11 protein-coding genes are annotated in these 14,933 nt (G+C 51.4%); 5 read left to right on the top strand and 6 right to left on the bottom strand.

The window, feature by feature from the left end; all coding sequences use genetic code 11:
- Nucleotides 1-25: 25 nt before the first annotated feature.
- Nucleotides 26-817, bottom strand: coding sequence for a DNA-binding transcriptional regulator KdgR (gene kdgR, locus QRY16_RS00425; RefSeq protein WP_193406646.1), 792 nt, complete (start codon nucleotides 815-817; stop codon nucleotides 26-28).
- A gap of 197 nt (nucleotides 818-1,014) precedes the next feature.
- Here kdgR and QRY16_RS00420 point away from each other — a divergent pair, with 197 nt between their 5' ends.
- A complete protein-coding gene (locus tag QRY16_RS00420) occupies nucleotides 1,015-2,391 on the top strand; it encodes an MFS transporter (protein WP_289775255.1) in 1,377 nt (458 codons plus the stop codon).
- A gap of 54 nt (nucleotides 2,392-2,445) precedes the next feature.
- Here the strand turns inward: QRY16_RS00420 and htpX are convergent, their stop codons facing one another.
- The 4 genes from htpX to QRY16_RS00400 form a co-directional block, all read right to left on the bottom strand.
- Nucleotides 2,446-3,327, bottom strand: a complete 882-nt coding sequence (gene htpX, locus QRY16_RS00415) for a protease HtpX (RefSeq protein ID WP_193406648.1) — start codon at nucleotides 3,325-3,327, stop codon at nucleotides 2,446-2,448.
- 244 nt (nucleotides 3,328-3,571) lie between these two features.
- Nucleotides 3,572-5,617 (bottom strand): carboxy terminal-processing peptidase, encoded by a 2,046-nt coding sequence (gene prc / locus QRY16_RS00410; protein WP_289775254.1) that lies wholly within the window; start codon nucleotides 5,615-5,617, stop codon nucleotides 3,572-3,574.
- 19 nt (nucleotides 5,618-5,636) lie between these two features.
- Nucleotides 5,637-6,329, bottom strand: a complete 693-nt coding sequence (gene proQ, locus QRY16_RS00405) for an RNA chaperone ProQ (RefSeq protein ID WP_289775253.1) — start codon at nucleotides 6,327-6,329, stop codon at nucleotides 5,637-5,639.
- Nucleotides 6,330-6,425: 96 nt separating this feature from the next.
- Nucleotides 6,426-6,926, bottom strand: coding sequence for a GAF domain-containing protein (locus QRY16_RS00400; RefSeq protein ID WP_289775252.1), 501 nt, complete (start codon nucleotides 6,924-6,926; stop codon nucleotides 6,426-6,428).
- A gap of 211 nt (nucleotides 6,927-7,137) precedes the next feature.
- On the opposite strand from QRY16_RS00400, the gene yebS reads away from it, so the two are divergent.
- The 3 genes from yebS to rsmF all read left to right on the top strand — a co-directional run bounded on the left by yebS (nucleotide 7,138) and on the right by rsmF (nucleotide 12,495).
- Nucleotides 7,138-8,382, top strand: a complete 1,245-nt coding sequence (gene yebS / locus QRY16_RS00395; protein ID WP_289775420.1) for a membrane integrity lipid transport subunit YebS — start codon at nucleotides 7,138-7,140, stop codon at nucleotides 8,380-8,382.
- Nucleotides 8,351-10,990, top strand: a complete 2,640-nt coding sequence (locus QRY16_RS00390) for a PqiB family protein (RefSeq protein WP_289775251.1) — start codon at nucleotides 8,351-8,353, stop codon at nucleotides 10,988-10,990. The genes yebS and QRY16_RS00390 overlap by 32 nt, the downstream gene beginning before the upstream one ends.
- A 77-nt stretch (nucleotides 10,991-11,067) precedes the next feature.
- The gene (gene rsmF / locus QRY16_RS00385; RefSeq protein ID WP_289775250.1) at nucleotides 11,068-12,495 is read left to right on the top strand and encodes a 16S rRNA (cytosine(1407)-C(5))-methyltransferase RsmF; all 1,428 of its coding nucleotides are present in this window, start codon (nucleotides 11,068-11,070) and stop codon (nucleotides 12,493-12,495) included.
- 3 nt (nucleotides 12,496-12,498) lie between these two features.
- Here rsmF and QRY16_RS00380 read toward each other — a convergent pair whose 3' ends face one another.
- A complete protein-coding gene (locus QRY16_RS00380) occupies nucleotides 12,499-13,146 on the bottom strand; it encodes a metallophosphoesterase (protein ID WP_193406658.1) in 648 nt (215 codons plus the stop codon).
- Between the two features lie 240 nt (nucleotides 13,147-13,386).
- Between QRY16_RS00380 and budC the strand changes: the two genes are divergently transcribed.
- On the top strand, nucleotides 13,387-14,151 hold the full coding sequence (gene budC / locus QRY16_RS00375; protein WP_289775249.1) for a meso-2,3-butanediol dehydrogenase: 765 nt from the start codon (nucleotides 13,387-13,389) through the stop codon (nucleotides 14,149-14,151).
- Nucleotides 14,152-14,933 lie beyond the last annotated feature (782 nt).

Genomic DNA, 14,933 nt, shown 5'->3' with positions numbered 1-14,933 from the left:
AAGCGGGCTGATTAGCCCGCTTTTTTCAGCATGGATATTGATGATACCCCATTTCAGATGACAGCGTGCGTGCCGCACGGTGCAGCATTGCCACATAATCCTGTTTCGCATCGTCAGAAAAGCGAATGGTTGGGAAAGAGATGCTTAGCCCGGCAATAACCACGCCAAAACGATCAAACACCGGCACCGCGATACAGCGCAACCCTTCCTCCTGCTCTTCGTTGTCCTCACCAAAACCCTGCTCTTTTACCTGATCCAGCACTTCAAGTAAGGCCTCGGCACTGACGAGGGTATTCACAGTGCTGCGCTTAAACTCAACTTCACGCAAAATTTCCTTTACTTCGCTGCGATCGCGCCACGCCAACAGCACTTTACCGATCGCAGTGGTGTGTAATGGATTACGGCGACCGATACGCGAATACATGCGCAGATTGTATAAAGAATCGATTTTGTGGATGTAGACAATGCTGTCCTCTTCCAGCGCGCCAAGGTGAATTGTCTCTTTGGTCAGCCGCGACAATTCGCGCATCTGCACGTCTGCGCTGCGGATCAGGTCAACATTCTGCAGCGCTTTAGCTCCCAGCTCAAACAGTTTAAGCGTCAGCGAATACTTTTCGCTTTCCCCTTTCTGCGTCACGTAGCCGAGTGTTTTCATCGTTTGCAGGAAGCGATAAACGGTACTTTTTGACATCATCACACGCTGCGCGAGCTCTGTAATGCCGTGATCGCGTTCTTCACCGAGCGCCTGCAAAATGCCGAATACTTTCAATACTGAAGAAACCGAATCTGGCTGTTTGTCGTTATCACCTGAGGACATCACGCACCTGTCTAAACCTGTTTCAAAAAAAACGGAACGAGCGGCCAGTATAGTGTGATGCTCAATGCGGCGGCAATCGATTAAGTCATAAGACATATTTGAAGATACATTTCGTCACAAAACGCGGTTCTTTTTCACAGCAAATTCATTAGCATGGTGATATTCACCTACTTCACTTATTGGCACGACTCAGCCCTATGTCTCCTCCCCCTGTTCAAGATGGATTACCGGTTCCACAACGTTACGGTGCCATTCTTACTATTGCTTTGGGTATTACAATGGCGGTGCTGGATGGCGCGATTGCTAATGTCGCGTTACCCACCATTTCCCGCGAATTGAATGCCAGCGCGGCTGAGTCGGTATGTATCGTCAATGCCTACCAGATCGCCATTATCGTTTCGCTGCTGTCGCTGTCTTTTCTTGGCGATATGCTGGGCTATCGTCGCGTTTATCAGGCTGGTCTCGCTCTGTTTATCGTGACCTCTCTGTTTTGCGCCCTGTCTTCCACCCTGGATATGCTCACCTTCGCGCGCGTGCTACAAGGTTTTGGTGGCGCTGCGTTGATGAGCGTGAATACCGCACTGATACGTATTATCTATCCCCAACGTCACCTTGGCCGCGGTATGGCGATCAATTCACTGATTGTGGCGGTTTCAACGGCGGCAGGACCTACTGTTGCCGCCGTAATCCTGTCGGTAGCAAGCTGGAAATGGCTGTTTTTAATCAACGTGCCACTAGGTGCGATTGCGTTGTGGTTCGCGCTGCGTTATCTGCCGGATAATCAGCAAAAGGCTAAATCGCAAAAATTCGATATTCCCAGCGCTATTATGAATGCCCTGTTCTTCGGTCTACTGATTTCAGCCCTAAGCGGTTTTTCACAGGGGCTGAGCCATTTATTTATATTGAGCGAAGTTATCGCAGTGCTGATTCTCGGCTGGTTCTTTATTCGTCGCCAGCTCAGTATGCCCGTACCACTGCTGCCTGTAGATTTGCTACGTATTCCCATTTTTAGCTTGTCGCTGGGAACGTCAGTATGTTCATTTTGCGCGCAGATGCTGGCAATGGTTTCGCTGCCGTTTTTCCTGCAGGATGTTTTGGGACGTGATGAAGTGGCAACCGGTTTGCTGCTCACGCCATGGCCGCTGGCAACCATGGTTTTTGCCCCGGTTGCAGGACGTCTGATTGGGCGTTTGCATGCCGGTTTATTAGGTGGAATTGGCTTAGCAATGTTCGCGGCTGGCTTGTTTCTTCTGGCAATGCTACCCTCGCAGCCACAGAACGGGGACATCATCTGGCGTATGATGCTGTGCGGCGCGGGTTTCGGTCTGTTTCAGTCACCCAATAATCACACCATCATTACTTCCGCCCCGCCTAATCGCAGCGGTGCCGCCAGCGGGATGCTCGGTACGGCGCGTTTATTTGGCCAAAGCATGGGGGCGGCGTTAGTCGCACTGCTCTTTAACCTGTTTAATAACAATGGTACTCATGCATCGCTGTTGCTCGCAGGGGCATTTTCCAGTGTAGCGGCAGTGATTAGTCTGACACGCATGACGCAAAACCGCGTTAACAGCTAATCAACTGGCATAAAAAAGCGACGTTTCCGTCGCTTTTTTACTGCCTGTCACTGCTTACTTCAGATACTGACCGCTACGCAGCGCTTCAATACGCTTATCAAGCGGCGGGTGAGACATAAACAGCTCACTAAATGACTTGCCTTTACCGTTGATGCAGAACGCCATCATGCTGCTGGGTTCCTGCGGTTCATAGCTGGTTTTCAGGCGCTGTAGCGCGGCAATCATCTTCTCACGGCCAACCAGTCTGGCCGAGCCGGCGTCGGCGTGAAATTCACGATGACGTGAGAACCACATAGTAATGATGCTGGCGAGCACACCAAATACCAGTTCCAGTACCATCGAAACGGCAAAATAGACCAGCGGATTGCCATTTCCGCTCTCTTCATCGTCACGGTTACCTGACATAAAACCGGCTGCAATTTGTGCCAAAATACGCGAAACAAAGATGACAAAGGTGTTCACAATGCCCTGGATCAGGGTCATGGTGATCATGTCGCCATTGGCGATATGCGCGACTTCATGGGCTAACACGGCTTCGGCTTCATCGCGGCTCATGTTTTGCAATAAACCGGTGGATACCGCAACCAGCGACGCATCACGACGTGCACCAGTAGCAAATGCGTTGATGTCTGGTGCGTGATAAATGGCAACCTGCGGCATCTTAATACCGACCTGCTGCGCCTGACGTCCAATGGTATTCATTAACCAACGCTCCGTTTCATTGCGCGGTTGCTCAATGACCTCACCGCCGACTGAGCGCAACGCCATCCACTTCGACATCAGCAGTGAAACAAACGCACCGCCGAAGCCAAACAGGCCCGCCATAATCATCAGGCCCTGAACACTGCTTGACTGGATCCCTGTCAGGCTGAGAATCAGCCCGAATACCAACATCACAGCCAGGTTGGTCATCAGGAAAAGAGCAATACGCATCATAACGGTTAATCTTCCTCAGTAGTTCACGCGCTTATGCGCGGATATATATCCTATGAGCATTGCGCGGCTTTTCAAGCAACCTTAACGTTTAAGTGCCTAAAAAGACATAACTTTACATTCAGTCACGCTTTAACCTGTCGGCACTATTTCACTCTGCTTAGCAACATTAATAAATGGCAAAGACCGCCGGATTGCAGGCAAAAAAAAGCACCGCTGAACGGTGCTTTTTACTGACGGTAGCCGCTTATTTAGCGCTGGCCGCTTGCGTTTCTGGCTGGGATTTATCCAGCTGCGCAAGATCATGAGCGATCTTCACGGTTTCATCCAGATAAGGATCAGGCTCTTTATAATCTTTCGGCAAATCATCCAGGTTCTTCAGAGGTTTTTTGCCTTCAGCCTGATAACGCGCATTAATGCGTGCCAGACGTAATGCATCCTCTTCGTGATTCTCTTTCTCGCGTTGAGCAAGATTGAGCGACACCTGGTTGCGCTTGTCTTTCATCGCATTGAAACGCGCAATATCTTTCATGATGTACTGGAATTCACGATCCTGAGCGATACGCGCCGCATGATCTTTCGTCAGCTGCGGAACCAGCGGTTTTACATCGCCGGTTTTCACGTAAGTTGCTGCGTTAATGCTGTCCCACGGCAAGGCGTTATCTTCAAACTTCTCACCGGTTTCCGCTGCCTCGACGCCCGTTGGCATCAGCAGATCGGGCGTCACGCCTTTACGCTGCGTGCTGCCACCGTTAATACGATAGAACTTCTGAATGGTGTACTGGACCGAGCCCAGCGCAGGCCATTCCGGCCGCAGCATCTGATCGTAAATGCGGTTCAGCGAACGATACTGTTGCACCGTGCCTTTACCGAAGGTCGGTTCACCAACGATCAATGCACGACCATAATCCTGCATTGCCGCAGCAAAGATCTCCGAGGCGGAGGCGCTAAAACGATCGACTAACACCACCAGCGGACCTTTGTAGTAAACAATGCCGTCGTTATCGCTGTCTTCTCGCACGCGACCATTGTTATCCCGTACCTGCACCACCGGGCCGCCTGGGATGAACAAACCTGATAATGACACCGCTTCGGTCAACGCACCGCCGCCATTGGTCCGCAGATCGATAACGATGCTATCGACGTTCTGCTTCTGCAATTTTTGCAGCTGTACTTTAACGTCGTCCGTCAACCCTACGTAGAAGCCAGGAATATCCAGCACGCCGACTTTGGCTTTACCGACGTTATGCACCGACATCTTCACGGCACGATCCTCAAGGCGGATCTTTTCACGCGTCAGCGTCACGGTGCGCGTTTTCGTGCCTTTACCCGCTGGCAACACTTCCAGGCGAACCTTACTGCCTTTCGGGCCTTTAATTTTTGCTACCACATCATCCAGACGCCAGCCAATCACATCTTCTATCGGCTTGCCCGGTTGACCAACGCCGGCGATGCGATCGCCCACGTTAATAGATTTGCTCTTCGCTGCCGGACCCCCTGCGACCATGGAGTTGATCACGGTATAATCCTCATCCATTTGCAGCACCGCACCGATACCTTCAAGCGACAGGCTCATTTCGGTATTGAATTGCTCGGTGTTACGCGGCGATAAATAGTTAGTATGCGGATCAATTTCGTGGGCAAAAGCGTTCATTGCCAGCTGGAATACATCTTCGCTGTTGCTTTGAGCCAGACGGCGGATGGCAAAGTTATAGCGTTTAGTCAGGACTTCGCGGATCGCTTTTTCGTCTTTACCTGCCAGCTTAAGGCTCAGCTCATCGTATTTAACCTTGGCATCCCACAGCGCGTTCAGCTCAGCCTGGTCTTTTGGCCAGGGCGCTTTAGCGCGGTCAATGTCAATGGTGTCATTACCGGAAAAATCCATCGGGCGATTCAGCACGCTCAGCGCATATTGATAGCGCTCAAAACGGCGTTTTTGCGCCAGATTATAGAGGTGATAAAACACGTCTAGCTTGCCGCTACGCAGTTCATCACCCAGCAGGGTTTTCTTGCTGGCAAACTGGGCAACATCCGACGCCAACAGCACGTTATGGCTGTAATCAAGCATATTCAGATAACGATCAAAAATCCTGGCTGAAAAATCCTGATTCAGATCGAACTGCCGATAGTGCGAGCGGGTAAAACGTGAGGTAACGCGTTCGCTGACAGTCGGGTCTTGTGCATCTTCATGTAGCTGTGGGATTTGATCGGCGCGGGTAATGTTCTCTGCGCCAAAGGAAGGGCCTGACAACAGCAGGCCCGCAATAAGTCCAACTTTAAAAAGGGTGTTCATGCCGGGGTCAGCCTCCGTTTCAGAACTGTAAATGTTCTGCGCGCACAATCATTGCCATGCCGGAAGCGAGCTGCACCCGAACGCCGTCTTTTGATACTTCAAGCACGGTAGCGTCCATTGCACTTTTGCCTGCTTTAACTTTAATACTCTGGCCGGGTTGCAAAGTTGAGGTATCAGTGATGGGTTTAGTCTGTGCCGGGCGGGGCGCTGGTTTGCGGCTCTGTGAGGCGGTAGCACGCTCAGTTTGCGAGCGCGGTTTACGCGCAGCTTCACCTTCTGCTGGCTTGCGAGGCGCGGGTTTCCGTGGACGACGTGGTGCTGCGCCCTCTTCACCTTCACCGGCTTCACGTCGGGCGGCTCGCTGCTGCTCACGCTGCGCCTGAACGCGCGCTTTCGCTTCTTCCAGTTGCTTACGCGCATGCTCTACGTGCTGTTCATCCAGCACGCCACTGGCATTGCCGTCAAGGTCAACACGCGTCGCGCCGGCTTTGATGCCGTACAAATAACGCCAGCTGGAGGTATAAAGACGCAGCGCTGAACGCAACTGAGTTTTGCTCAGGCCCATTTCGCCTTGAACACGCTCGACCAGATCCTGAAAGATGCCGATTTTGAGCGGGCGCGCTTCACCTTCAGCGCTAAAGCAGTGCGGAAAGCGCTCCGCCAGAAAGCTAATGACTTCTTTACTGCTATTCAACTTAGGTTGATTTTCCATGAAATTTCCTGATTACAACGGGTTTGCCGACCAGAGCAGGCATGAACAGGCGACATTATAATGACAACATCGCTAAATGCCATGTGATCCAGCCGATTAGCTGCGCGTCAGCTGCAGATATTTTTCTAAATCGCTGCCCGCAAGCACTTCGCAAAGCCCATCAGTAAGGGTGACTAACCCCGCTTCGTCATCGCTATCAAAGCGATCGTATTCAATACTGTCAATATCAAGGACACCAACCACAGTGCCATTCACTTTCAGAGGAATCACAATCTCTGCGTTGCTGGCGGCGTCACAGGCGATATGGCCAGGGAAGGCGTGCACATTATCAATGCGTTGCACTTTATCTTCAGCCAATGCCGTACCACAAACCCCTTTGCCTAGGGGAATACGTACGCAGGCAATTTTGCCCTGAAACGGCCCCAGCACTAAGGTATCAGCTTCCGTCAGCAGATAGAAACCTGCCCAGTTGACCCCTTCAAGACGTTCATACAGCAGCGCGCTAAAATTACCCATCGCGGCGAGGAACGCCGTTTCTCCTGCCAGTAAGGCGCGCATATCGCGATTCAAATCGGCGTAAAAGGCACTTTTGTTCATTATTCAACCGTTACCAATGACAACTGAGCAAGTTAACGTTCGCTCGTTAAAAATAAGCACTAAATATCCAGAGCGACAAGGTGAATCATAGCGTTAGTTGCTATACCCTTAGCAATCTGTGGATCGAAGCGTGATGCCTGTAACCGGCACACAGGCAACGTCTAAACGACCGATAGGTGTCACGAACGATGAACAAAAATTGTCTCACTCTATGAAAATTCACGCTATCAGCCAGGCATTGCCTCACGCACGTTATCAGCGTTGTCCGCAATGCGATACCCTTTTTTCCTTACCGGATGTGAAATCGCATCAGTCCGCCTATTGTCCCCGTTGTAACGCGCAGATTATAAGCGGACGGGACTGGTCAATGACGCGCTTAATGGCGATGGCCGCCACCATGATGGTGTTAATGCCCTTCGCGTTTAGCCTGCCTTTGGTGGATATTCGCCTGCTCGGTATGCGTATTGACGCCAACCTTCTCGAAGGCGTGATCCAAATGACGAAGCAAGGTAACGCGCTGACCGCATCAATGGTCGCCTTTTGCACCATTGGCGCCCCGGTCACGCTGGTTGCCGGCATTTGCTATCTGGGTATCGGACATCGTTTAGGCATGAACCTGCGCCCCGCTTTGCTGATGCTGGAAAAGCTTAAGGAGTGGGTGATGCTGGATATTTATCTGATCGGCATCGCTGTTGCGTCAATTAAAGTTCAGGATTACGCCACGCTTGAGACCGGCTATGGTCTGGTGGCATATATTGCGTTGACGCTATTAAGTTTATTGACGCTGATTCATCTCAATATTGAGCAACTGTGGGATCACTTTTATCCACAGCAGCCTGATAATGCCGCTCGTGATAAACTTCAGGTCTGCCTCAATTGCCACAATACCGGCATGCCAGACGCACGAGGGCGCTGCCCACGCTGCCATACGCCGCTCGACCTCCGGCGTCGTCACAGTTTGCAAAAATCCTGGTCTGCGCTCATTGCCTCAATCGTACTGCTTATTCCGGCTAATTTACTGCCCATTTCCATTGTTTACGTCAATGGCGCACGGCGCGAAGACACCATTTTTTCCGGCATTCTGTCATTAGCCTCTGGCAATATTCCGGTCGCCGCTGTCGTGTTTATTGCCAGTATTCTGGTGCCCTTCACCAAGATATTAGTGATGCTAACGCTGCTGCTCAGCATTCATTTCCGCTGTGAACAGGGTTTAAAAACCCGCATCCGGCTGCTGCGTGTGGTGTCCTGGGTGGGACGCTGGTCGATGCTGGATTTATTCGTCATTTCATTAACCATGTCGTTGGTCAATCGCGATCAACTACTGGCTTTTACCATGGGACCGGCCGCTTTATATTTTGGCGCAGCCGTAATCCTCACCATTATGGCTGTTGAATGTCTAGACAGCCGCCTGCTCTGGGATGCACATGCAACAGGAAACGCCGACTACACCGACTAACGCCACGCTGCGTAATAAGCGTAAGGTTTCGCCCTTTTGGCTGCTGCCCATTATCGCGATGCTGATTGCGAGCTGGCTGCTATGGACAAACTATCAAGAGCGCGGCACCACCATCACGATTAACTTCCAGACGGCGGATGGCATCGTACCGGGGCGTACCCCGATCCGTTATCAGGGCGTTGAAGTCGGCACCGTGCAGAACATTAATCTGAGCGATGACTATCGCAGCATCCAGATCAAAGCCAGTATTAAAAGTGATATGCGCGACGCGCTGCGTGAAAACACCCAGTTTTGGCTGGTAACGCCAAAAGCGTCTCTGGCGGGCGTTTCGGGTTTAGATGCATTAGTAGGCGGCAACTATATCGGCATGATGCCAGGCGATGGCAAGCCGCGCGAGAACTTCACCGCGCTGGATACACAGCCAAAATATCGGGTGAATACCGGCGAGCTGCTGATCCATTTGCATGCGCCTGATCTAGGTTCGTTGAATACCGGTTCGCAGGTGTATTATCGCAAAATCCCGGTGGGACGCGTTTATGATTACAGCCTTAACAGCAACACTGATGGCGTCGCCATTGATGTCCTGATCGATCGCCGCTTTACTAATCTGGTCAAAACAAACAGCCGCTTCTGGAATGTTTCTGGCGTAAAAGCGGATGTCAGCCTGAGCGGGGCCAAAGTACAACTTGAAAGCCTGGGCGCGTTAGTGAACGGCGCGATCGCTTTCGACTCCCCAGAGGGTGCCGAAACCGCTAAAGCCGACCAAAACTATCGGCTCTATCCTGATTTAGCCCAAAGTCAGCGTGGGGTTTCCGTTTCATTAGATTTGCCTGATGGCAAAAATCTGAAAGCGGGCAGCACGCCACTGATGTATCAGGGGCTTGAAGTCGGCACGCTGACCAGGCTGAACCTGAAAGATGGTGGAAAAGTCACGGGCGAGCTGACCATCGACCCTTCCGTGGTTGGTCTGATGCGCACCGGAACGCGCATTGAAATGCGAAGCCCTAAAATCAGCCTGACCGATACCAGCCTCAGCAGCCTGTTAACCGGTAATACTTTCGAGCTGATTCCCGGCGAAGGTCAGCCACAGCAGCATTTCACCGTGCTGCCGTCCAACGAATCGCTATTGCAAAAACCGCATGTGCTGACAGTTAAACTGAGCGCGCCAGAAAGTTACGGCATTGATGCCGGCCAGCCGCTGATGCTGTACGGCATGCAGATTGGTCAGGTAATGTCGCGTAGCCTGGATGAACATGGCGTGAATTTTGTCGTCGCCGTGGCGCCTGAACATCGGCAACTGATCCATGGCGACAGTAAATTTATTGTGAATAGTCGCCTTGATGTGAAATTGGGGCTGGATGGTATGCAGGTAATAGGCGCCAGCGCGCGTGAATGGGTGGATGGCGGCATTCGGTTAGAGCCGGGCAAACAAGGAAACGTGAAGCCGAGCTACCCATTATTTGCGGATGCCGATAAAGCCGCTGAAGGCATTATTGGCGACAGCCCTTCAACAACCCTGACGCTGACAGCGAACAGTCTGCCAGATGTGCAGGCTGGTTCAGTCGTGCTGTATCGCAAATATCAGGTAGGTGAAATAACCAAAGTGACGCCACACGCCAATGCGTTTGAAATCGCGGTACATATTCAGCCGGAATACCGTAAGTTACTGACAAGTGAAAGTGTGTTCTGGGCGGAGGGTGGCGCACGTGTCCAGCTCAACGGCAGTGGTTTGACGGTACAGGCTTCACCGCTTAATCGCGCATTAAAAGGCGCGATTAGCTTCGATAATCTCAGTGGCGCGGTATCCACGAAAGGTGCCAGACGTGTGCTTTATCCTTCGGAAACGGCGGCAAAAGCGGTGGGGAGTCAAATTACCCTGCATACCTATGACGCCAGCAAGCTGTCTGCAGGAATGCCGATTCGTTATCTTGGCATCAATGTGGGGCAAGTTGAATCTTTATCGCTGAGTAAGGATAACAATCAGGTGCTGGCGAAAGCGGTGCTTTACCCTGAGTACGTTCAGGACTTTGCCCGCAGCGGCAGCCGCTTCTCCGTAGTTTCCCCAGAAATTTCCGCGACCGGCGTGAACCATCTGGAAACGCTGTTGCAGCCTTATGTCAACGTCGATCCGGGCAAAGGCCGCGCGGCACGGACGTTTGAATTGCAGGAAAGCACGATTACTGATTCCCGTTATCTGAACGGGCTAAATATCTACGTGGATGCCGCCGAAGCCGGATCGTTATCGCTGGGTACGCCAGTGCTGTTCCGTGGCGTTGAGGTTGGCACCGTGACCGGGACGTCGCTGGGCAATATGGCCGATCGCGTACAGATTGCCCTGCGCATCAGCAAAAAATATCAGCATCTGGTGCGCAACAACTCCGTGTTCTGGCTGGCGTCGGGTTACAACCTCGACTTTGGCTTAATCGGTGGTGTAGTGAAAACCGGTACCTTCCAGCAGTTTATTCGCGGTGGTATTCAGTTTGCCACGCCACCAACCGTGCCGCTGGCTCCCCAGGCAACGGCCGATAAGCATTTTCTGTTGCAAGATGAAGCGCCGAAAGACTGGCGCAGCTGGGGCACGGCAATACCGGACCCAAATCAACCCTAAGCAAAACGGGCAGCCAGGCTGCCCGTTTCATTTCCGCGTGATACACTTCCCGCCTTTGCTTCTACTGGATATTACCTGTGTCGGACTCTTCTTCGCTTTTCCCAGCCGATTTCCTCACGCTAATGCGTCAAAGCCTGCCAGATGAGGCCACCTTTGCCCGCTTCATCGCCATTTGTCAGCAGCCCCTACGCCGCAGCATTCGCGTTAATACGCTGAAAATCAGCGTTGCCCGTTTTCTGGCGCAAATTGCCGGTTATGGCTGGCAACTGACGCCAGTACCCTGGTGTAACGAAGGTTTCTGGATTACGCGAGAAGACGAAAGCCTGCCTTTGGGCAGCGTGGCTGAGCATCTGAGTGGCCTGTTCTATATCCAGGAAGCCAGCTCCATGTTGCCGGTTACCGCGCTGTTCGACGCCGTAAGCGATGCCAGTGCAATCATGGACATGGCTGCTGCGCCAGGCTCGAAAACCACACAAATCGCGGCGCGAATGAATAATCAGGGCGTCATCCTCGCTAATGAATTTTCCGCCAGCCGGGTGAAAGTTCTGCACGCGAATATTAGCCGCTGCGGTGTCAGTCATACCGCGCTGACGCATTTTGATGCACGCGTGTTTGGTCCCGCGCTACCGGAAATGTTTGATGCCATCCTGTTGGATGCGCCTTGCTCTGGCGAAGGGGTAATCCGTAAAGATGCTGACGCGATGAAAAACTGGACCCTGGAAAGTACCGCCGACATTGCTGCCACCCAAAGAGATTTACTCGACAGCGCTTTCCATGCGCTAAAGCCCGGCGGCACACTGGTGTACTCCACCTGTACCCTCAACCAGATTGAGAATCAGCAGGTGATTGCCTGGCTGCTTAAGCGTTATCCTGGGGCGGTTGAAATTACTCCGCTTAACGATCTTTTCGATGGCGCAGCCCAGGCCGCTACACCAGAAGGTTATTTGCACGTTTTCCCGCAGCTTTTTGACAGTGAAGGATTTTTCGTTGCACGTTTGCGCAAGCTCACCTCCGTAGCACCCCTGCCTGAACCGACCTATAAAGTCGGCAAACTGCCATTTGCACCGGTTAGTCGCAAACTGGAAAGTGAAATTGTGCAGGCTGCCGCCGCTGTATCGTTAACGTGGGACCCATCCCTGACGCTATGGCAACGCGATAAAGAAATTTGGTTATTCCCGACCAGCGTCACGCCAATGTTGGGTAAAGTACGATTTTCGCGTATTGGTCTGAAGCTTGCCGAGACCTTTACAAAAGGCTATCGCTGGCAGCACGAAGCGGTGGTAGCGCTGGCCCGGCCCGGCTCCAGTCAGGCTTTTGAACTAACGGCTAATGAAGCGGAAGAGTGGTATCGAGGCAGAGACATCTATCCCGAGTCCGTGCCTGAGCGTGATGAGATGATCGTGACCTATCAGCAGCAACCGCTGGGGTTAGCGAAGAAGGTGGGAAACCGTATTAAAAACAGTTATCCGCGCGAGTTAGTCCGCGACGGGCGCCTGTTCCGTTAATTATCACTGCACACGCACCAGCGTAAGGTGGTTACCAAACACCGCGCCAGTATCGATATAGTGAAGATTCGCTGCATCAAGCGGTTGATGCAGCGGCGTATGACCGAAGTAAAAAGCATCAGCCCCAGAGATGGGATCGTATTTGCCATGTTGCAGGCCATCAATACGTTTGCGGCTCCATACCACGTCGTGCCAGTTAACCGGTTGTTCCCATGCATAATGATCGGCAGGATAATCGGCGTGGGCAACGACAACAATGCGCTCGTCAAGTTGAAGGTGCAGGATTAGTGGTATTTCTTTTAAGCGACTGAGTGCGTGTCGCGCACTGATCAGCGCTGTTCCTTTTAACCGCCAAAACCACTCGCCGCCATTCATTTCCCACAACTTCATTCCGTGACCCTGTAACGCTTCCAGCGCCATCTCCTCATGGTTACCTCGGACACAGCGGAACCACGGCTCTTCCACCAATTGCAGGCAGCCTGGGCTGTCAGGGCCACGGTCAATGAGATCGCCGACCGAGATCAATAAATCCTGCTGCTTATCGAAGTCGTGAGCCTGTAACAACGCATCAAGCTGATTACGGCAGCCATGTAAATCCCCCACAATCCAAATTTTTTGCCAGTTTTCACCGTTCAAATATTGATAATTCATCATTAAGCCTTCTTCTGAGAAGCGGTTTGTTGATATTTGAAATTATAGACGTTGTGCTCCCTGCGCTATATCCACGACTCATTCTTGCTTAATGGCCGACGCGCATAATCTGGCTGATTTATTACATATTTTTGTAGGGAATGTGCTTAGCTTTATAAGTGAATAACGTTCAATTTTTGCATCCGTCTCAGCGCTGGAGTCATTTTAGTTTGATACCCAGATGTCAGATAAGGAGAAAATATGTCCCGATTTTCAGGAAAAGTGGTTGTGGTTACCGGTGCAGGTTCAGGCATTAGTGAGGCAACCGCTAAGCGCTTTGCTGATGAAGGTGCGTCGGTAGTGTTAATTGGCCGCACGCAAAAGAAACTGGAAACCACGCTGGCATCACTAACGAAAGGCGATCATCTTGTTGCGCCTTGTGACGTCTCTGACGCCGGACAGGTTAAAGAGCTGGCAGCAAAAGTGCAGGATAAATATGGCCGCACCGACGTTTTAGTCAATAACGCTGGCATAGTGGTACAAGGACGTATACATGAAATAGCGCCTGAAGACTGGAAAAAGTTAATGAAGGTCGATCTTGATGGCGTATTTCACTGCATACACTATTTCATGCCTGCGTTATTAAAAACCAAAGGTAATGTCGTTAATATCTCTTCTGTTTCAGGATTAGGCGGTGACTGGGGCATGAGCGTTTATAACGCGGCCAAGGGCGCTGTCACTAATCTGACGCGATCGCTGGCCATGGATTATGGTGAAGATGGCGTACGTGTTAATGCCATTTGTCCCGGTCTGACTTTTACAGACTTAACTCAAGACATGAAAGATAATCAGGCTTTGCTGGATAAGTTTTATGATCGTATTGCATTACGCCGTGCTGGTGAGCCAGAAGATATTGCCAGCGCAATCGCTTTTATTGCCAGCGATGATGCGCGTTATATCACGGGCGTGAATCTGCCCGTTGACGGCGGGATTACTGCGTCAAACGGACAACCCAGGCAGGCGTAATGGCAATAGCGGCGCGCCAGGCAATATTTTGCGGGCGCGCTTTATAGACTGAGGTGCATAAAAAGCTGCCTCCCTGACCGCCGGGAAATATTCGAACGTTTTTCCAGCCGAAACTACCGCTCTTATCCGAATTGCTGAAGATAATTTACCCAACCCGGCCTCAGCGCCGGTTTTTTTATGTCCTTAATTCCAGCACTGAAAATATCGCATTATCATGGGGTGTCAGATGTCGGAGGGTCAGATCCTCTCGTGCCGACAAAAATCCCCAAATAAAGCAGTCGTTTATGGCTGATTAGCGAAAAAGTCCGCCGATTAATGCGCAGCAAATAAAAAACCGACTACGTGACCTGGTTATATTCTGCTAATTTTCTCAATACAGCTGCGACATCCTGTAAATCGTGAAGCTCCTGCGCTGCTTCAGCAACATAATCAGCGAATCCATCAACTGGGGTGATCGGCGAGCAAGTGAAATTCAATTCGGCAGTAACCCCCCTCTCTCTACGAAATACGAAGCTTTGCAAGCCGACTGTACGAAGTAGAAAATGGTGAAGATTTTGCGCAAAGGTTGCTCGGCCATAAAAACCTTTCGATGATCAAAAAGTATCTGGTTTATCGCGGTCAGGAATATGTGATGATTTGAGCCGGATATAAGGATTTCGGACAAATTTCGGACATTTTCGTGCTTTCCGGAAATATTCGTTATAAATCATGCATATAAAAAAAGACCGAATACGATTCCTATATTCGGTCCAGGGAAATGGCTCTCAAAGAGCCGTGCGCTA

The sequence above is a fragment of the Mixta mediterraneensis genome (genome assembly GCF_030283135.1).
In the GTDB taxonomy this organism is placed as follows: Bacteria; Pseudomonadota; Gammaproteobacteria; order Enterobacterales; family Enterobacteriaceae; genus Pantoea; species Pantoea mediterraneensis.
The sequence above is the reverse complement of the archived record's forward strand: the minus strand, read 5'-3'. Positions and strand labels throughout refer to the sequence as shown.